Here is a 20,350-nt window from a genome sequence, read left to right as displayed (position 1 = left end):
ACTAAATATAAGAAAAAATAAATATTATTAGAAGTCTGAAAATTATATTTTTTTGAATTTGATGGATTTTTCCAAACGTTAAAATACCATCAAGCCACCTTATAATGAAATTGTACCCAATAACTTGCGAACGAATAAGAATTGTTATAAGAACAATACACCAGGACCTAGTATTCTATTGGTAATTCATTTGATGGGGATTTTTAAAACTAAATTTTCATCAAATCTACTCATTAATAAGAATTAAACTTTGATTGAAGGGGAGAAAAAAATGAAAAACAAATTTGCGAAAGGCGTTGCTGTAATGACGTTAAGTACAGGGGTACTGTTTAGCAGTTTACCAAATGCTAGTTACAGTTCAATTGCTAAAGCTCAATCAACATCCAGAGTAGAACAAGTACTATCAGCACTAACACCTGCCCAACATGAGGCTATTAAACAAATTAAACTTAGTGACAAAGAAGGACTTCAAGTATCTCCTGATTTAGATTTAACAAGTGATGTTCCAACTTCTATTATTGTTGAATTTAAGGACAAGCCAGCAAAAACAGCAGTGATGGTAGCTGAAACAGAAGGTACAATTCTTTCAGAAACGGACGCACAAGCAAAAGTAGATGCATCACACGAATTGTTTGATAAAGATTTAAAAACGATATTTAGTAAAGAAATAAAAGAAAATAAAAACCCTTATAAAATTAATCGTTCTTATAAAAAATCATTTAATGGCGTTTCAATGACACTCCCCGCTAATAAAGTAAGGTCTTTGCTTAAATCTAATGTCGTTCAAAGAGTATGGAGTGATTTGCAAGTTAAGTTGGATGATCCTACTACTAAAATACAGGGGTCTGAGCAACAAGGTTCAACTCATAATATGGTAACATTTCCAGGTATTGAAGAACTTCATCAAGAAGGTTATACAGGAAAAGGCGTTAAAGTTGGGGTTATTGATACAGGTATTGACTATAACCACCCAGATTTAAAAGGTGCGTATAAAGGTGGATATGATTTCGTTGATAATGACAATGATCCAATGGAGACAACATATGCAGATTGGAAGAAATCTGGAATGCCTGAAACAAACGGTGGCGAGGCTTATTATACAGAGCATGGAACGCACGTAGCTGGAATTATTGCAGGTCAAGGTAAAAATACTGCAGACTATGCGGTAACAGGTGTTGCGCCAGATGCTGAAATTTATGCTTATCGTGTTTTAGGTCATTACGGATCGGGTTCAACTTCAGCAATATTAGCAGGAATTGACAAAGCGGTTTCAGATGGTATGGATATCATCAGTATGTCACTTGGTGCAAATTACAATGACCCATTATTTCCAACAGCAATTGCAGTAAATAATGCCGTACTTACAGGTGCTACAGCAGTTGTAGCAGCAGGTAACTCAGGAAATAAGATGTATTCATTAGGAGCACCTGGTAATGCTCCTTTAGCAATTACAGTTGGAGCAAGTGATACTTCAGCAAAGATTCCAAATTATACAGCTACTGCGAAATCAACTACTGGAGATTTACCAGCTAATCTGAAACTGGCAGCTCAAGGTCTTTCTGATGATATAGCAGATTTCCAAGGAAAAACATATCAAATTGTTAATGTTGGTACTGGAGCGGAAAATGCCTATTATAAAAGAGATGCAGATGGAAAATATACAATACCAATCGATATTACTGGAAAGATTGTACTTGCTCAACGAGGTACCCTGGGTATAGAAGAAATTGTTAAAAGAGCTAAATCACATGGAGCTAAGGCTGTAGTTTTAATTAATACTTCTGGAGATACATTGCAAGATGTTTTCTTAGGTAATGTATATGGGTATCTTCCAACCTTTTTAATAAGTAGCTCACAAGGTATGAATATTAGTATAAAAATACCTTTAAATGAAGCTAATAAAGGTAAGACATTGGATTTTACATTCGGTGATATGAGCCAAACTGTAACGACAGGTAATAAATTAGCAGATTTTAGCTCTAGAGGTCCATCACGTGTGCTATATGATATTAAACCAGAAGTAACAGCACCAGGTGTTTCTGTATTCTCAACTGTACCTTCATATATGCATAAAGATGATAATGGAAATCCATTATCTGATTATAAATATGCTTATGAACGCTTATCTGGTACATCGATGGCAACACCTAACGTTTCAGGAGTAGCAGCACTATTAAAACAAGCTAATCCAGACATGACGCCAGCTGATATAAAGGCAACACTTATGAATACAGCTGATCCATTAAATGATAAATATAGTGTATATGAAGCAGGTGCAGGCCTTGTTAATCCTTACAAAGCAGTTCATGCACAGTCGGAGATTCAAGTAAAAGACAAGACGAAAACGTTAAGCAGTAACGCAAAAGATACTGATGATTCAATTACTCTTGCAAGTAAAGGAATCAAAACAATTAAAAACATTACTGGTGCATTAAGCTTTGGCGAACAAGCTGTAGAAGGAACGGACTTCACAGATTCACGTTCAATGACTTTATTTAATAAGAGCTCTGAAGATAAAACATTTGATGTTAAGGTTCAATTCCAAACATTAGACGGACGATTCACAAATGATTCTAGAGCAGACCAAGATGCTGCAACTAATGGCGTAACATTAGATGTTAGTTCATCTGTAAAAGTGGAACGAAAAAGCAGTACAAATATGGATGCTACCATCAACGTTCCTAAAACTGCAAAACTTGGAACATATGAAGGATATGTAGTCTATACAAATCAAAAAAATCCTGATGAAACATATAAAATTCCGTTTGCTATTCATACAGTAAAAGAGGGTATTAACTATGTCACAGGTAATCCAGCAGCATTTACATTACCTTATGAAGCAGGAAGTAATGCGACAAAATGGTCAGTCGGAGTTAACTTTAAACTAAATTCACATATGCGTACATTTGATTTCTTCTTAGTAGATCCAAAAACAAACGAAGAAATCGGTTATCTTGGTACAGCAGATGGAATGGGTGCAGATGAGAATACTGAGTATTATTTCAGAGGCGTGTTAAACAATGGGCAATATAGCCCGTTAACAGGAGATCCAGACAATCCTGTTGGATTTGGTTTCGATGAAGTTACACCAGGTCTATGGAAAATTAGAATGGTTGGTACGAATGATAAAGGAGAAACCTTCACTAAAGACGCTCCAATTTTCTATGGTGAAAAAGAGCCAAAAGTTACGATGAACTATGAAGCTGGTCAAATTGTAGAAACTGCTAATGCAACAGATAAAACTGTTACAGTATCAGGTAATGCATTTGATAAAAATATAGCTGAAATGCAAGCAGCTGGCATTACTGCTTCACAAGGCGAAAATAAAATGTATTATTATAATCCAAATAGATCAGCTGAAATTAATATTCCAGTAGACGAAAATGGAAACTTCAATTCTACTATTCCATTGGCTACAGCTGGTCCAAATACTTTACCAATTACTGAATATGATTTCTATGACAGAGATAAATCAACTGTAGAAAATTATGGTAGCTTTAAAGACATATATTTTATTAAAAAAGGGACTGCTTATACTACAGCAATTTCTGATAAACAACGAATCAACATGGGAGATTCTACAATAGTAACATTCTCAACTAAAAATATAGCAACGCCAGTTAAAAAAGCTGAATACTCATTCTTATATCCAGCTAAGTTCTTAGACGTTACGAATGTAAAGCCACATGGAGCATATGATGGAAAATTAGACGTTAAATATACAAATACAACTTTTAATAATACGTACAATGTTATGACAATTACAGCAACAGCAACTGGTGACCTAGCAACAACGGGTATTGCTGGAGATACTTCTTTAGTAGACTTGACTTTCAAAGCAAAAGACCAATACTACAAAGGAGCAATGCAGTTAGAAGATCCAACTGGTACATCTAGATTCTTTAAAGCTGTTTATACAAATGTTGATAATAGTACAGTAACAACTCAAGGCATTCAACCATATTTCTATGTGACTCCTACTTATTCTCTAATGAGAGGCGCGGTTCAAGCAGAAGGATTAGCTTCAGGATTTGATAATTTAGGGAATGCAATAATGAATACAAAGATTGACTATAATAAAGCTGGTTCAAAAATTAGTGTAAAAGATTCAAATGGAAAAGAATATGGCGTATCAAATCCTTTAGGTTATAGTGTAACTGCTCCAGAAGGTTTCACAACTAGATTACCAATTACAGATAAACCATTTACTTTATCAATTAACGTACCAGGACACTTTACATTCAAAAAAGACTTTACTGTTGGTATAAAAGAAGACGGTAAAGTGACAGCTGGATCTAAACCGGTTGACTATAGCTATATCCCTGGTGGTGACGTGGATAAAAATAATGTAATTGACGTGAAAGATGCAGTTTCCATCCAACAAAATTGGAAATCTAATAACCGTGAAGCTGACATAAACTATGACGGTGTAGTAGATGAGAAAGATATGCAATATGTAATCAATAATTATTTAATGCAAAACCCATGGATAGACAATTCGCCTAAAGCAAGTAAAAGTTATAAAGGGAAAACATTAGATGATATACTTCACGAGGTTGGAATGGAGTACTTGAGATAAAAATATATTAATATTTATATTCTAAAAAATCGGTAGCGTCTTTTTATAACGTTACCCCTAATTTATATTTATTTTCCTTTTCATTTTTTTCTATCTCATTATGAACACAGCTAGTTTCCGATAAGAAAATATATGACTTAAAAGTTTTGGTTGTAGAAGAAGTGCAAAAGTCATACCAAAGGGAAAATAACCCTACAGATTTAGTGGTTCGTAATATAATAATAGGTGGAAATTACAAACATGATGCGCTCTAGTCAATAGATGAAGAAGGATTCTATAATCATTTAGAATTATCCTAGCATCAATTAATGTTGTTTAGGTGTGAATAGAAAATCGATAATCAATTTCAGCAAGTAAAGAATGATACAAAGTGGGATGAAATTAGATTAGCGATGTATGGCTACCCTAAGATACTAAGTGGAGAACAAAAGACGTTGGTTGAAACAGGCTACATTTGTGCTTGGGATAGGGAATGGTTCTATATTTTAAGTTAGGTGAGTATTAAACTATTAAGTAGTTGGAAATCACCATGGATACTTGATTGCTTCTGGAGATTACATGTTAGATAAATTAAGAAATTATAAAAAGTGTTATTGAACTAACGAGAGCGTTAGTTGTACAAAAGAAGTTGCCTATGGCAGCTTTTTTTATTGTCAGATAAAATTATTGTAAAAATAAAAATATTACTCAGTAAACCGAACTATTTTTGGATTTCAAGTGTATATAAAGTGAATTAAGAAAGGAGGAAAAATTTTGAATGAAAGTAATAATAAAGAAAAAATAGAAGAAATATTTAACAAACACTCCAAATTAGTCTATCGAACAGCTTTCTTTTTAACAAAATCAAAAGCTATGGCCGATGACATTACTCAAGAAACATTTATCCGTTTAATTAAAAAATTTCATTTATTTGATCCGACAAAATCAATCGAACCTTGGATTTATAAAATAACAATTAACATTACACGAATTTTTTTGCGAAAACAAAAATTATTAAGAATTTTCGGCATTTCTTCTTCAGGAATTCCAGAGTTTGAACTAGTTGAAAAATCAATTTTACAAAATGAGTTTCAAGATGAGCTGTGGAAAGAGATAAAATTCGTTGCCTCAAAAAAGCAGGGAAGTAATCATACTACATTACTATTTGGAACTAAAACTTGATGAAGTTGCAAATTCCTTAGACATTCCTATAGTTACTTGTAAGTCTAGATTAAATTATGCCCTATCAAAATTACGAAAAAGTATGTCTGTCAACGAATTTTTTATGGTAGAAGAAAAACTAAAGGAGGAGTTATAAATGAAGGGAAACTCAACTCTCTCTGAAAATGAAATCAAGAGTACTTTACAAAGAAATTTGGGGAATGATAATCCATCTGCTTCATTTCAAGATGTTTGGAATTCAGCACATTCAAGGAGGAAATATAGAAATTATAGAAAGCCAATGGCTTCAATTGTAATTGTAACTGTACTTGCTTTTATTGTACTTATAAATACATCCTTTAGGACTATGATTGAAGAAAGATTAGGATTTTCAAGAGTTGAGAAAAATGGGATAATCGCTGATACAGAAAGTTCATATCTAGGTGTATTGAATGTAAATGGAAAAGAATATATGTGGGTAGGTATTATAAAAAATAATGAATATACAATAAATAAGAAAATTGGTGAAGTTAAGAAATCAGTAGCTGCTGATGTATATACCACAGAAAATTTTTCATCAAATATTTTAAAAGTTGGGGAAAAAATTTACTCCTCAAATGAGGACTCGAAAGTTATTATAGTAGAAAGAGAAGATGGTAATTACCATAAATTTAGTGAAATAGATCTATTAAAAAATGAGTAATCCTTATGTAACTAATGAGTGCTTTAGTTTGGTAAGAAAGGTGGGCTGGTTGTGAACTCATGGAAATGTGAAACAACAAACGATTACTTTGAATTCTTGGATTTTCACGATTGTGTCGTTGACGAAATAAAGTTCGAAAAGGATATTGTCACTATTAGTTTTGAGTATATTTACATTTCTAATGAACATCCTCTTAATCCTTATAAAGTAGCAAAATCAACAGATAAATGTAGACTTACTTTCAATAATGTTGAAATTAGTAAAGCTATTATCTTTTTAGATGATGATAAGGAAAAAGAGGTCGGACTTACTGACTTGGATGAAATGGAATTTTTAGAGGTAAAGCAACAGCCTGATGATGAAGATTACATATATGAAATGTTTGGTACAGATTGGAAAACAAATAATTTTTGTTGTATTAAACTTAAGGCAAAAAATTTTAAATTGGAATGGAATGAATTCACTGATGATGCCTGGTATGTAGTTTGATCGCTATTCAACTAACGTATGCATTAGTTGAACAACAAAGGATGATCGTTAATCGTTCATCCTCTATTTCACTCTAAGGTAGGTTAGTTTCCAAAAATAGGGCTTTTTCCTTTTATAGGATAGATGTAATAATCATATACCATGCATGGATGATAATGCTTGATGGATATCCATTCCTGTATTTTTTTTCGCATTTGGATCTAATTGAAAACTACGCAATGCGACTTCTACCTCTTCTTTGTGTTTAAACTTTTCTAACCCTATTTCAAATTGACGTTTGCCAATATAACAAAATGGGCAGACATAGTCCGACCATATCTCAATTTTCATTTTGAATGCTCCCTTTAAAGCTGATTTAATTATTATAGACAATGGGCATTTTTCTGATCAATTGGCTTTGCCGAGCAGCGGCATACATGAATTTCGCCACATTTTCCCTAGAGACGGACATTTTACCTGGCTGATCGCCGAATGAATAATCATAAGATTGCCCTTTATATTTGACATTAGGATTAATAATTCGAACGACTGTCCAATCCAGGTTCGAATGTTTAATAATTCCTTCCAGCTTCTTCATTTCGACATAACCGTTTGGCAAAAAGATCTTGGCCAATATTCCCGGTACCACCGTCAATAAGTTTTTCTTATCGTCTTCAGATTGCAAGGCCGGTGTCGCGAGCGTAATCAACCTTTTTTTATTGAACTTCTTCATCGCTTTGATAATCAAGTCATGTCCGTCCGCAACCGGCGTTCCTTTAAGCTTTCGCGACATATCTGACGGAGGTCCTAAGGTGCTGATCACGACACCCGCTTCCGCAACTGCCGTTTCAATGGCTGAAGCGTTCGTGAGTTGTCCCGTTACAAGCCTCAAATTGGAATGATTTAGCTTGATTTTCTCAGGGGTTCTAACATATGCCGTAACGAAATCTCCGTTGTCTAATGCAAATCGCGTTAGAAGTTGCCCGATTTCACCGCTTGCACCAAAAATAGTGATGTTCATGGTCTTATGCCTCCTTGTGTTATGGTGTCCTAAATAAAATCCTACCATTTCTGTGCCTCAATCAGCGTAGCCGTTTCTCACATCAAAAACGGCTACCTTTTTGGTGATTGATGCCGGATTTATACCCGAGATGATTGATTTTTAATCTACCCGATTCATACTTTATCTTCCGTAATAAATTCTTCGACTCGATCTCTTTTGGTGTACATGTCATACCAAATGTCGGCGATTTTGTCTTGAACTCCCGAATTCGGCTGCATCCAGATTCCGATCGAAATGTGCCCTGCATAAATACCTTTGTCCTTTAATTCACTGTTCAAATTAAAGATATAATTACGAAGACCGGAAACTGCAATTCCGACATTGCCCATCATTGGTACTGGATTGATTGCGGCTCCACCTGTCGTAAATAACAGAGCTCCACTTTGTTTATTCAACATATCCGGAAGCACTTCTCGAATACTCGATATCGCACCTAAAACGTTGAATTGAAATTGGTATAGCGCATTTTCTTCTGTTACATCTAATGCGGTTGTTACTGTATCGATACTTGGAGTTGGACTGTATTCAACCACATCAATAAATCCGTATTTCTCTTTGATCTTTGCGAAAGCTAAACTAATTTGGGCTTTACTTAATATATCAGCTTGAAATGATGCTGCTTCAATGCCTAATTGTTCTAGTTCAATAACCAGTTGGTTCAACTTTTCTTCATTACGGGCTATAAGCGCTACACGAAATCCGTTTTTTCCGAACTTCTTCGCAATAGACATTCCTAATCCTGGTCCTGCCCCAACAATTACAATATTTTTCATAATATAATTCCCTCCATAACTTCTTAGCTAATTATTTTTTCTAAGAGAGTTCATTTGTTACAATAGGTACTACTTTATTTATTACCAATCACATTTTCAATCTTTTGGGTATGATTCTGAATGATCACAACAATTTGCTTGATCAAAACCATTCCACAAAAACATGTGTTATTTAAGCAACGCGCGTTGTATAGTTGATGATAAGATGAAAAAGAACTATTAACAACCAGCAAAATGGCTAATATGTTGTTTACACAACACTTCTATTATATTGTCGTTTTTAAACACCATTGTGTAGCCTAAAAAGGAGAAGAAAAAATTGATTATGCCAAAAAAAGATCCGAGAATACTTCGTACAAGACAATTGATTGTAGACTCTTTTATTTCGTTAGCTAGTGAAAAAGATTTTAACAATATAACGGTACGTGATATCACTGAAAAGGCTACTATTAACCGCGCTACATTTTATGCGCACTTTGACGATAAATTTGATTTATTACATTCCACCATCACCAATACTTTTACAGACAAATTGAAAAAAGGACTAAATGGTCACGAGGGATTCAATGAAGAAGTCATTGCAAATATTTTTCTAGCCATGTGTGATCACCATAAAGAATTAAGCGACTTATGTCCTAAAGGTTACAATTCTTTAGGAACTATTATAGAAAGTAAAATTAAAGAAGAGTTACAAAATCTAATAGCTGATCTTGTGCTAAAAGGCACTAAAAATACCATTGTATTAGAGGATAAACAATTGGTAACGACCCTATCTACTATACTGAGTTGGAGTATATACGGAGCTACATACTCATGGAATAAGGATGGAAGACTTATTTCACCAGAAGAGCTAGTGACTAAGACCCTACCTATATTTAAAAATGGCATGAGTAAGTATTTCTTTTAATGAAACTTATGTTAAATATCAATTCTTTTTGGGGTTCAGCCGCATGTTCATCAAGGTAACGATAGAGAAAAGGTATCCCAAATAAAATCTGGCTGTTTTCCATGAGCTTCAAAAAAGTAAATGGTCGAATTATTGCATTCGGTAGAGCGATATCGGATGGCGTTTTTAATGCGACAATTTATGATATTGTTGTACACCGAGATTTACAATGACAAGGAATAGCTAAAACCTATAATCCTATATTTTTCACTAAATTTTGTGGAACTACAAGGACATAACCGGAATAAAATGAAATCATTATTTTTTCAAAAGAAGATCCTATTAATTTTCAAATTAATTACTTTTGGATTTGCTCTTAGAGATATACTATTAGCATCACTTAAATCTGGATTGATATTAAAATATGGTGTTGAAGCATTCGATAAAGCACTTTTAATTAGGCAAATACTAAATTTGAGTATGACTGGGGTCTCAATGCTAGGATTTGTTTATATATCCAAATTGCTAGATAGTAATCAATTAAATCAAAGTAACTATATATCGTCTAAATAAGAGAGTGTAACTACAACATTTTATTGATAATATTGATAATCTTACGCAACTAATGAGAGCAATAGTTGTGGAACAAAAGTCGCTTATGCGACTTTTTCTTTTTAATTTGGCTGTTTAATTGGATATTCTTTGTTCTAAAAAAAGAAAGAAATTCTAACATTTAGAAAGTATAATATAGTTAACATTACCTTATCGTAGGAAGTAAATGGAGCTTTTAAATAAAAATTTAAACGGGCTAAAAAAAGACTCGAAAAAGATAGCATGATTATATTCAACATACTGAAGGGCTAAATTACGAAGTAACATGTGATTTCAATGCACCAGTATCTGAAAAGCAATAAAATTATGAAAGAAATAATGATAGAAACAGGAGAAATGATAGAGATTTTACGTTTAATACGAAAATCATGATTGATAAAGATGAATTCTGTCGTGCAATAGATCGTTGTGACAACGATAGACGCAACGGCCGTCGTAGTAACATCTGGTGGAACTGGTAAGTCAAATAAGGAACTTCAATAATAGAAGATATTTTGGATTTCTAGTTAAAAAAATTTAATTTAGAGTTATGGAATTTAGAAAACTAACTCATGTTTTAGTTAAACAAAATCACGAGTCGAAATTGCTGCTTTAGAACTTGGGATTTTACACGAGGCTTACAGTCTATTAAGTCGAGGTTTCATTTCTGTTGAACTATGAAAATTTGAGGTTCTTGAAATTCATGGAGACGTTATTGAGAATAGAGTAAGAATCGCAAATATATCATTTTAAATTATAGATAATAACGATTCGTATCTTCATATAGGTACAAAGCGTTATTTTTCTCTTTAATGTCCCTGTATCAATTCGATACAGGGTATTTTTGTAGTATATATTATAATTTAGATTCTAAATGGTAAAAATAAACTTGTTTTAAAAAGATAATAGAGGAAGTATTAAATGGAAGGTACTATAATGAATCGTAAATTAAACGTAAGTGGTTTTCAATTATTATGTATGATTTTTATGTTTATTAATGGTACATCGCCACCAATTGAAATCTATTTTTTAGCCAAACAAGATTCATGGATGAGTTTATTTTTAGGACTTACTGTGGGGTGTCTATTATTTCTTGTATATATAAAGTTATATTCATTTTTTCCTGATGTACCATTTACAAAATATATACAATATATTTTAGGTAAATACGTTGGAAAACTGTTAGCACTAATCTATATATTATATTTTATTTATATAGGTGCACGAGTTTTGCGTAATTTTGAGGAGTTAATGATTATTAGTCTTTACAATGCTTCATCACATATTTCAATTGGAATTTTAACTATGATTGTAGTCATATATGCAAGTTATAAAGGAATTGAAGTATTTGCACGTGCAAATGAATTTATTTTTTTATTTATAGCGTTTCTTATTTTCATAATTATTGGATTTGAAATTATTTCTGGATTAATCAATATTAATAATTTAAGACCTGTATTAGAAAGTGGATGGAAACCAGTTTTAAAGGCAACTCCGATATTAACTGCAACTCCTTTTGGTGAGATATTTACATTTACTATGATTTTGCCATATTTAAATAAACAAAAGAAAGTAGTAAAAGTGGGAATAACATCATTATTATTTTCTGGGCTTATATTGACTTTATTTTCAATGTTAAATACTTCCATAATGGGAGCTTCTGAAATAGAAAGAACCATATATCCACTTCTAACAGCTGTTAGTTATATTAATATTGCTGATTTTATTCAAAGATTGGATACCTTTATTGTAGTGGTTTCGGTATGTAATTATTTCGTGAAGATTACCATATATTTCTATTGTGCTGTGTCAGGAGCAGCAGATTTATTTGACATTAAGGAAAGTAAGAAATTAGTTTATCCTACTTCCGTTATAATGTTAGTTTGTTCAATCTGGATGTCAAAGAATTATGTTGACTTACGTAATCAAGCAAGTAATGTTGTCCCCTTTTTACTACAAATACCTCTTCAGATTATTATCCCAATTTGTTTAATACTAATAGTGCTAATAAAAAGGAAGTTAAAATACCCAGCTTTATAAAAGAAAATCACTGGATTTTGAAGTGCACCCAAATGTTAGACACCGTTTAACATTTAGGTGCATTTATTATCCTAAATAAATCTAAAAGTAGAAAGGATCAATGGGATATGAGGCATTATTAATCTATTGGTTTAAGTGAGATTGATAATTAATCACCAAAAGCTCGTTTTTTTATTCAAATAAATGGCAGATTTGTTATATAAGTGGAACTTAGTATGTAAGTGATAAAAGCGGTAATATAACTCATGGTAAATATTCAATTCAATAAAAAATATAATTAACTTATTTAACAAATGATAGCGTTAGTTCTATAGATCATGAGTCGCTTAAGGATTATTTTGAAGTAATTTGCATAAAAGGAATACTAATAATTCAAAACGAATTAATATATATTAATTTGTGGAGGAATATTAATGTTTTTATATATTTTTTTAATAGCATTGGTTATTGTTAGTTTTGGATATCTTCTCATTGATTTAATGAAAAGAATACAGTCTTATTTTAAAAGACAAGAAGAACAGTTTGATAAAATAATTGAATTTCTTAAAAATAAAGATCAAAACATATAATCATCTTTAGTTTGTAGTAATTAAACTAACGAGATCGATATTTAAAGTGGCTCTTTTATTAAAAAACAGTCTAATATAAAGGAAGGATATTATTAATGATTACAATCATCGGGTTCATCGCTGCGGTATTAACGACAGCTTCCTTTTTACCACAAGCAATCAAAACAATAAAAACTAAAGACACTTCAGGCATTTCACTAATAATGTACATTTTATTTAGTGCAGGAGTTTTTCTTTGGTTACTTTACGGAATATTTATTCATGATTTTGCAGTCATTTCTGCGAATTCAGTAACGTTTGTGTTTGCATCAATTAGTTTATTTTATAAGATAAAAAGTCCACGCTCATAAATAGTTATACATATGAACTAAAGGGTGCAAGTTACTGACAGAGTTGTTCAATTTGCTTTGAAGGAAGTCCGAAATCGAATTGATAATTACATTTTTAGCGCCGATTATTCCATTTTATATAACTAACGAGAGCTTTAGTTTAATTAAATCAAAAATTTTAAAATACGTTTTAAGATGTGATTAAGGCAGGTGTAATTAGTGGGAAAAACAAGAATAATACCAGAACCACATAGATACGCAGTATGTGCTCCAGCTGATATGTCTATTAAGGAGTTTTATCGAGGAGTATTTGAAGAAGTATATATTTTTTATCATCCATTTTTAAAACCAAATACTATAGATTACGACGTATTTGGATCAGATACTAATATAGGTAAAAATGACATTATTAATAATTGTGATATGGTAAATTGGAGTGAATTCTTAAGTATTTCTGGAATTAAAAGTTACAAAGAGTTAGACATTGGATTAAGAACTTTAATAACAGGATTAATTCATAAATACCAAAATGATGTAACGGCAGATGCCATACAATCAATCTGTGAAAAAGAGAAAATAATAACTCCAACTGAGGGTTTTTTCCCAGAGATATTAATGAATTCAATCCTCAGTGCGATTAAGAAAGTAGGACATGATTGGATTTGGATTGGAGATGAATTTTGCACAGAACGTAAATTAGAGTATATCGATGACTTAATTAAAGATAATGATGCACTTATATGCGACAATTTAAATCTTTTTACACATGATAGCAAAATCCTGATAACTACACATTGGGACAGCCACTTTTCAATGCTATGTTCAGATAGAATTACTATTGATAAGATCGTTGAATTGTGTAATTTAGAAGGATTCTATTGCGATGAATATACAGAAATTTTTTGGAGTTTATTAAACTAATGGCTGCGTTAGTTGAAGATCACGAGTTGCTAGCAACTCGTTTTTTTATTGAAGTAATGGCAGTTAAGTTGAAGAAGAAGGTGAATCGGGAAAGACATCGAAGTAGTTAATATTAAGAAAAGTTATCAAAGGAACGGGGTTAATGTAAGAAGGATTTCAGGAAATCATATGCAATAAATAGAAATACTTACTTAACAAACTATGATAGGAGATAGTACTTTGAACATTTTAACTTTAATTCTAAGTTATTTAATTGGCTCAATCTCATTTGCCTTAGTAATCGGTAAAATGTTTTATAAGAAAGATATTCGTGATTACGGTAGTGGTAATCTTGGTGCAACTAATGCTTATAGAATTTTAGGCATAAAAGCAGGAGTAATTGTTGCAATTGCTGATATATTAAAAGGTACATTTGCTTGTTTACTTCCCCTAATACTTGGTTCTACAGTAAACCCTATTGTATGTGGTTTATTAGCCATATTAGGGCACATATTTTCTGTTTTTGCTAGTTTTAAAGGTGGAAAGGCTGTTGCGACAGCAACTGGAGTTTTCTTATTTTTTACTCCTTTAGGTGTTTTTGTTGGATTTGTTGTATTTGTGTTAACTTTGCTATTTACTAAGTTTGTATCACTAAGTTCAATGTTGGCTAGTATAGCATTAACCATTTATAGTCTTATATTTGAAGATAAAGTTATCATTGCCCTTTCTCTACTAATAAGCGTATCAATAATCATTCTGCATCGACAAAATATAAAGAGAATTGTAAATGGAACAGAGAACAAAATAGTTAAAAATTAGTGTTTACTTGTTAAGCTAACGCATTCTTTAGTTGTACCAAAAAATAGAGGATGTTCATAAATCGATCATCTTCTATCTCACTATGTGGCACTTTAGTTTAAAAAGAAAGTAACTATAACTAATTGCAAATATTCGATATTTTTATAAAAGATGCTGGAAAAACTATACGGGGGTAGCAGTCGATCGTGACTTATAAAGAGAAATAATCTATTATTTAGAAAATATTTACTATTTTTGGATATTTTGTTAATGTTGTAGTGGATAAACAAAATAGGAGAGATAGTATTGAAGAAAATAAGTTTAATATATTTAGCAATTATAATATCAATAATAGTCTGTATAAGTATTCCACTATCAAAATCTAAAGCAGCATCAACTTCAGCTATAGTAAATGCAAATAATTTAAAAATTTATCAGAAGGTATCTACATCATCAAAAAAAGTAGGTACTTTGAAAAAAGGGACAAAAATTGCTGGTTATTCTAAATTAAAAAGTGGTTGGTCAGAAATAAAATATAAAAGTAAGAAAGCAAACGTTATGACTAAATATTTGAGTTTTACGAAAAAAAACTCAACAGTTAGTTATTTAATGAATACACAGTATGATTATGTTTATTACAATAGTAAATTTGATTTATTCTTTACAGAGAAATTTATTGGAAAATACACTGGCACAAATAAAAAATATCTTGGTTCAAATAAATGGGATTCTGACAATATCGTAATATTTCAGTGGGAAAATAAAAGTGGTTTGCATAGTGGCTCTAATAACGATATTTTATTAAATCTTGTTTACCCAATAAAAGTAGGGAAGACATGGGAACAAGGTATGTATATAAATAAAATTGTGTCGGATAATGAAACTGTAAAAGTAAAAGCTGGAACATTTAAAAAGGTAATTAAAGTAAAAAGTGTATATAAAAACAGTAATGGAGATATAAAGGATATTAAATATTTTTATTATGCTCCAAATGTAGGACTGGTTTTGTTAAATGGTATAGATAAAAATAACAAAGAAATACCTTTTAATACATTATACGAGATGAAGAAAAATTAAAAATGCAATTATTGAGGACTGAAGCTAGGCTTTAGTTCTCTTTTATTTATAAAACGGAGGAATTGCATGCGTTAGTTCAACAAAAACAAGGAGCTGACTCTAATTATAGAAGATAAAATAGTCAATAAAGCACTTAAAAAAATTTGAAACAAGGAAAAGAAACTAAAGTCTAAAATTATTCGAAGGTGCGCATGCGTTTGTTTAACAAGATCATAAGTCGCAATTGCGACTTTTTTTGGTGAGTCGTACCACAAGTGATGGTAAACAAAAAAGAACAGGTTACAATTGAATTGTGTAGATTAGATAAGTTAAAGAATAAATTAAAATAGACTGCAATTTAATAAACGTATAGAAGTATTTAAAGAAGGACAAGGATAAAATAGCTTGTTCTTTTTTAATTAGGAACTGCTTATTTTGTTAATAGGCGAAAGAAATTATAAAAAGGTAATGATTATACGTAATTTAACATACGTGTATTCGTTTTATCAATCATTTCTTGACTCGCTATTTGTAGTACTGTATAGTACTAATATGAAGAAAAATACACTTAGCAATAAAGATATTGCTCTACAATCCGCTTTTACACTGTTTCTTACTAAAGGTTTTCTGGCAACAAGCATGGACGACATAGTCGCACATAGCAAAGTTTCGAAAACGAACATTTATTATTATTTTAAGAGCAAGGAGGAGTTGCTGCTCGCTATTGTTAATCAGTTGATAGCACATTACGAGGAGCGAATTAATTATATTGTGTCTCAAAGTGAGCTCACCGTTCAGGATAAATTAGAAGCGGTTCTCCACATTTTAAGCGATAATATAGAAGAAAATAACTACCTTGGCGGTTGTCCTTTCCTGACTCTGTACACACAGACGCCTATTGACGCCGTTGAAATTAGAGATAGAATCAAGAGTTTTTTTGAAAAACAGCTACATGGTGTTGAACTGATTTTAGCCCAAGGGATTGCACGGCAAGAACTAAAGGCAGAGTTGCCCGTTAAACAAACAGCTACGCTGATTGTCTCCTCAATTGAGGGTGCTCTCTTCTTGGCTCAAGCTTCTAATAACCAAGATATGATAAAAAATTTATTTCCTACTTTAGCTTTCATGCTAAAGTAATATTTTTAGTTATTTTAGTACTAATTAGTACTAAAAAATAATGAAGGAGTGTTTATATTATGAATATCTTCATGACAGGCGGAACTGGTTTTATTGGACGTCATCTAATCGCAAATTTAGCTTCTCAGCACAAGATTTATGCACTTGTACGCCAAAAAAATCGTCTTCTTACCATCATCAATCATCTGGCACCCGATCAACAGAACAACATTGTTCCCGTTATCGGTGATTTAACACAGCCTCGATTAGGTTTAAGTGATGCCAGCTATAAGCAATTACTTGCAACTGATCTGATTATTCATGCAGGTGGTCCAATGAATATTGAGCTGAACCTCAGTGAAGCTGAGCAGTCTTTCCTCTATCCTGCAAAATCCCTTGTTCGGCTAGCACAGGATATCCACGCTGCAAAAGAATTAAAGCATTTTATCCATGTCTCAGGATTTATGAGTCCCTATCATGAACAAAATGCATTGTTGGATCTAGATCATTTACTGGACAATCAACCGCCTTATGAAAAAATGAAGTTTTTAGCCGATTCTTATATACGAAAATCTCTTCATAACATGAGCATTCCCTTATCTACTGTTAATCCTAGTGTAATCGTCGGAGACTCCTTCTCAGGGAAAACGGAACAGATTGGAGGCCTTAGTATCTTAGTTGATGCCGTAAGGCGAAATCTTATGCCGCTTGTGCCAGGTGGCGACGATTATTGGTTGCCAATGGTTCATATTGATCATGTGGCTTCGTTTATTTCAAAACTTGCTAATACAGAAGGAGTATCAAGCAATACCTACTATCTTTTAGATTCTAAACAAGAGAGTCCGTCGATCCGAACTTTAATCAAACTCATGGCATACGAATTGCAGGCAACACAGCCGTTAGGAACAATACCACTTCCATTATTGAAAACTGTGCTTAAAATGGGTGCCGGTAAAATGCTTGGTATTCCTAAAGAATCGATGAGTTTTCTTGTTAAGTCGGAATTTCCTGTTTACAGTAAATTAGAAATAGAACAAAGGAACGGAAGAAATTCATTCGTAGTTCCATCCACGCTCCCATTTATCATTAGCGATTTGGATTATCGATTAAATCATTTAGGCCTGAATCAAAATGTGCAGAAAGATTTTAGTCAACGAAGAAGGGCTAACTTAGTTTCGCTAGAGAAAGATAGGAATGAAACGCCTATTATTTTTCTTCATGGGACGATCAGCAATGCGGATGCCCTGTTGCCTCTCTCACAATTTTTAAGCAGTTTAAATACTTGGTTCGTAGATTTACCTGGATTTGGGCGTACCCCATATCACCATAATCCTTCTGTGCTAGAAGGCTATGTAGAGAGCGTTTCTACTATGATCGCTGAGATGAACAGACCTGTTATATTAGTGGGGCATTCATTTGGAGGATTGATTGCGGCTCAAGTGATGGAACGACTGCCCTCACTGATCAAACAACTCATTTTATTGCAGCCAGTACTGCATCCTATCCAACTTAAATTTAGATTTCGACGTTTTACAAGTTTCGTTCTAAAATATATGGAGCCCGTCCGTTTGGAAAAAGAGCTACTTCAAGCCAGTAGCTTCATAACATCCAGTGAGTTATTGAGTAATTACGCTCATTCTGTGGCTCGTGATTTAAAATCCCCCCGCATACGCAAAACTAACGCTACCATCATGTCTAGCCTAACTAGATCAAAATCCTTTCAACTAAATCCCGAGAAATGGGATAAGAGGAAAATTAAGGTACTATGGGGAGCTTTGGACAAAGATCATCATGTCCCAAAGCAGTTTGAAGACTTGGACATTACACATATTCAGTACGGTCATCAGTTTCCTGTTGAATGCCCTGAGCTAACTGCTCAATGGATTTCTCAAGTTGTAACAGAATAAAGGTTCTTTTGAAAGTATAGATTGAGGTGTCGATTGTCAAATAAATTCAGACTGTTTTTTTAAGGGCTCGTTTTCTGAACTCAACTGTACTTAGATAACCTAAAGTTCCATAAATATGTTGATGGTTAAACCAATTGATATAATCATCAACTTCCTTTCTACTAGACTAGTTGAAGAACATGATCGGCATATTGCTGGTCTTTTTTTTAAAACTGCATTCTATTGAACAAGGAAAACAAGAAATAATATGGAATTTAATAAATTGGGAAAAAATTTAGAGGTGAGAATTAGTGAACTTAAGACTAGACAAAGCAACAGATTCAGATGCACAAGTAATTTTTGATATGCAAGTAAAATCCTTTATGCCATTATTAGAGAAATATAAAGATGCTGATACAAGTCCAGCGAACGAACCGATTGAAAATGTAATTAAGAGAATTAATTATTCTACTGGTGGATTATATAAAATATTACATTATGAAGTACTTGTAGGGGCAATTTGTATTTATTGGAAAGAGGAAACAAAATTTTGGATTAGCCCAATGTTCATTTTGCCAGAATACCAAGGAAGGGGAATTGCGCGGAAAGCTATCGAGTTAATCGAGGAACAATTTCCACAGGCAACTACTTGGGAATTAAGAACAATTTTAGAAGTAAAACGTAACTGCCATTTATATGAGAAAATGGGTTATAGAATGACAGACGAAACAAAACGTTTAAACGAAAATATGACGCTAGTAGGTTATAAAAAAATATGTTAATACACTTTTACTAATGAATGCGCTAGTTGAAGATCATGAGTACCTAATTGGTACTCTTTTTTATAGTTGTAAAGGCAGTTTAGTTGCATAAGGAATGGTAAAATAAAAGTAGTTAAATACTGAGGTTATGAAAAAGGATGGTTTTATGGATATTGAAAAGGAAGAAAAGAAAAAATTGTATAAAGCTCTCGAAAAAAAACAATTATGCTCAGTTATGAATAACACCAAGTGGAGACAACTGAAAGAAGTCGTACTAACCACACTTCCATTTGTTCCACCTCTTCAAATTAAAACCGTTTTGGAAGACACTCCAAATCCTCAAGATTTTGATAATGATAATAATGTTTATGGTTCTGGAGATTGGATGGATGGTGTGCCACGACCTTTAATCGAATGGATAAGGGTTCGACCTATGCGTTTAGAATCAAATGGGCTGAACATTACGCCTAAAGTAATTGATATATCAAATGAGTTTCTTGAAATTTTACATAAATATAAAATACCTTACAAAATAGACAATAATACAATATATATTTATGGGTATATTCGTGATACCAGTTCCTTAACGCTATGAAACTCTAATGAAAAATATAAGTGTTTAATTCAACTAACTAGATCATTAGTTGAATTTGTGACTATAAATATATATAAATTAGAGCTATATTTATTGA

The 20,350-nt window shown here is 32.4% G+C and carries 19 protein-coding genes and 2 pseudogenes; 17 read left to right on the top strand and 4 right to left on the bottom strand.

Features of this window, described 5'->3' with window-relative positions; all coding sequences use genetic code 11:
- The first annotated feature begins 271 nt into the window (after positions 1-271).
- From B7R67_RS05060 to B7R67_RS05045, 5 genes are all read left to right on the top strand, one after another.
- Positions 272-4,579, top strand: coding sequence for a S8 family serine peptidase (locus tag B7R67_RS05060; RefSeq protein ID WP_088068157.1), 4,308 nt, complete (start codon positions 272-274; stop codon positions 4,577-4,579).
- Positions 4,580-5,332: 753 nt separating this feature from the next.
- A complete protein-coding gene (locus B7R67_RS05055) occupies positions 5,333-5,740 on the top strand; it encodes an RNA polymerase sigma factor (protein WP_235822095.1) in 408 nt (135 codons plus the stop codon).
- Complete coding sequence (locus B7R67_RS22460) at positions 5,682-5,876, top strand: sigma factor-like helix-turn-helix DNA-binding protein (protein WP_328587365.1); 195 nt, start codon at positions 5,682-5,684, stop codon at positions 5,874-5,876. Before B7R67_RS05055 ends, B7R67_RS22460 begins: the two co-directional genes overlap by 59 nt.
- Positions 5,877-6,422: a hypothetical protein gene (locus B7R67_RS05050; protein ID WP_088068155.1), complete on the top strand. Its 546-nt coding sequence runs from the start codon at positions 5,877-5,879 to the stop codon at positions 6,420-6,422.
- Positions 6,423-6,473: 51 nt separating this feature from the next.
- Positions 6,474-6,911 carry a hypothetical protein gene (locus B7R67_RS05045; RefSeq protein WP_088068153.1) on the top strand — a complete coding sequence of 146 codons (438 nt, stop codon included), beginning with the start codon at positions 6,474-6,476 and terminating at the stop codon, positions 6,909-6,911.
- A 135-nt stretch (positions 6,912-7,046) separates the two neighbouring features.
- Here B7R67_RS05045 and B7R67_RS05040 read toward each other — a convergent pair.
- The 3 genes and pseudogenes from B7R67_RS05040 to B7R67_RS05030 all read right to left on the bottom strand — a co-directional run.
- Positions 7,047-7,241, bottom strand: a pseudogene (locus B7R67_RS05040) (DsbA family protein); the annotation flags it as partial.
- A gap of 25 nt (positions 7,242-7,266) precedes the next feature.
- The gene (locus B7R67_RS05035) at positions 7,267-7,911 is read right to left on the bottom strand and encodes an NAD(P)-dependent oxidoreductase (RefSeq protein ID WP_088068152.1); all 645 of its coding nucleotides are present in this window, start codon (positions 7,909-7,911) and stop codon (positions 7,267-7,269) included.
- Positions 7,912-8,066: 155 nt separating this feature from the next.
- Complete coding sequence (locus tag B7R67_RS05030; RefSeq protein WP_088068151.1) at positions 8,067-8,726, bottom strand: SDR family NAD(P)-dependent oxidoreductase; 660 nt, start codon at positions 8,724-8,726, stop codon at positions 8,067-8,069.
- A 325-nt stretch (positions 8,727-9,051) separates the two neighbouring features.
- Between B7R67_RS05030 and B7R67_RS05025 the strand changes: the two genes are divergently transcribed.
- From B7R67_RS05025 to B7R67_RS04980, 10 genes are all read left to right on the top strand, one after another.
- The gene (locus B7R67_RS05025) at positions 9,052-9,633 is read left to right on the top strand and encodes a TetR/AcrR family transcriptional regulator (protein WP_088068314.1); all 582 of its coding nucleotides are present in this window, start codon (positions 9,052-9,054) and stop codon (positions 9,631-9,633) included.
- Positions 9,634-9,921: 288 nt separating this feature from the next.
- Positions 9,922-10,185, top strand: coding sequence for a hypothetical protein (locus B7R67_RS05015; protein ID WP_088068149.1), 264 nt, complete (start codon positions 9,922-9,924; stop codon positions 10,183-10,185).
- A gap of 939 nt (positions 10,186-11,124) precedes the next feature.
- Positions 11,125-12,243 carry a GerAB/ArcD/ProY family transporter gene (locus B7R67_RS05010; protein WP_088068147.1) on the top strand — a complete coding sequence of 373 codons (1,119 nt, stop codon included), beginning with the start codon at positions 11,125-11,127 and terminating at the stop codon, positions 12,241-12,243.
- Positions 12,244-12,656: 413 nt separating this feature from the next.
- Entirely contained in the window at positions 12,657-12,812 is a 156-nt protein-coding gene (locus B7R67_RS22040) for a hypothetical protein (protein WP_158095032.1), read from the top strand.
- A gap of 95 nt (positions 12,813-12,907) precedes the next feature.
- Entirely contained in the window at positions 12,908-13,162 is a 255-nt protein-coding gene (locus B7R67_RS05005; protein WP_235822093.1) for a SemiSWEET transporter, read from the top strand.
- A gap of 198 nt (positions 13,163-13,360) precedes the next feature.
- Complete coding sequence (locus B7R67_RS05000; protein WP_088068145.1) at positions 13,361-14,062, top strand: DUF2711 family protein; 702 nt, start codon at positions 13,361-13,363, stop codon at positions 14,060-14,062.
- A 219-nt stretch (positions 14,063-14,281) separates the two neighbouring features.
- Positions 14,282-14,860 (top strand): glycerol-3-phosphate 1-O-acyltransferase PlsY, encoded by a 579-nt coding sequence (gene plsY, locus B7R67_RS04995; RefSeq protein ID WP_088068143.1) that lies wholly within the window; start codon positions 14,282-14,284, stop codon positions 14,858-14,860.
- 285 nt (positions 14,861-15,145) lie between these two features.
- The gene (locus tag B7R67_RS04990) at positions 15,146-15,916 is read left to right on the top strand and encodes an SH3 domain-containing protein (protein WP_088068141.1); all 771 of its coding nucleotides are present in this window, start codon (positions 15,146-15,148) and stop codon (positions 15,914-15,916) included.
- A gap of 531 nt (positions 15,917-16,447) precedes the next feature.
- Positions 16,448-17,032 (top strand): TetR/AcrR family transcriptional regulator, encoded by a 585-nt coding sequence (locus B7R67_RS04985; RefSeq protein ID WP_088068310.1) that lies wholly within the window; start codon positions 16,448-16,450, stop codon positions 17,030-17,032.
- A 59-nt stretch (positions 17,033-17,091) separates the two neighbouring features.
- Positions 17,092-18,918, top strand: a complete 1,827-nt coding sequence (locus B7R67_RS04980; protein WP_088068139.1) for an alpha/beta fold hydrolase — start codon at positions 17,092-17,094, stop codon at positions 18,916-18,918.
- Between the two features lie 46 nt (positions 18,919-18,964).
- Here the strand turns inward: B7R67_RS04980 and B7R67_RS22815 are convergent.
- Positions 18,965-19,066 (bottom strand): annotated as a pseudogene (locus B7R67_RS22815) (IS3 family transposase); the annotation flags it as partial.
- A 142-nt stretch (positions 19,067-19,208) separates the two neighbouring features.
- Between B7R67_RS22815 and B7R67_RS04970 the strand changes: the two are divergent.
- Together B7R67_RS04970 and B7R67_RS04965 are read left to right on the top strand one after the other, a co-directional pair.
- Positions 19,209-19,679: a GNAT family N-acetyltransferase gene (locus B7R67_RS04970; protein WP_088068137.1), complete on the top strand. Its 471-nt coding sequence runs from the start codon at positions 19,209-19,211 to the stop codon at positions 19,677-19,679.
- A 145-nt stretch (positions 19,680-19,824) separates the two neighbouring features.
- The gene (locus tag B7R67_RS04965; protein WP_088068135.1) at positions 19,825-20,253 is read left to right on the top strand and encodes a DUF6678 family protein; all 429 of its coding nucleotides are present in this window, start codon (positions 19,825-19,827) and stop codon (positions 20,251-20,253) included.
- Positions 20,254-20,350: the final 97 nt, after the last annotated feature.

The organism is Gottfriedia luciferensis, from assembly GCF_002156865.1.
Classification (GTDB): domain Bacteria; phylum Bacillota; class Bacilli; order Bacillales; family Bacillaceae_G; genus Gottfriedia; species Gottfriedia luciferensis.
Note: the sequence above shows the minus strand (reverse complement) of the source record. Positions and strands in the feature narration are given on the sequence as shown.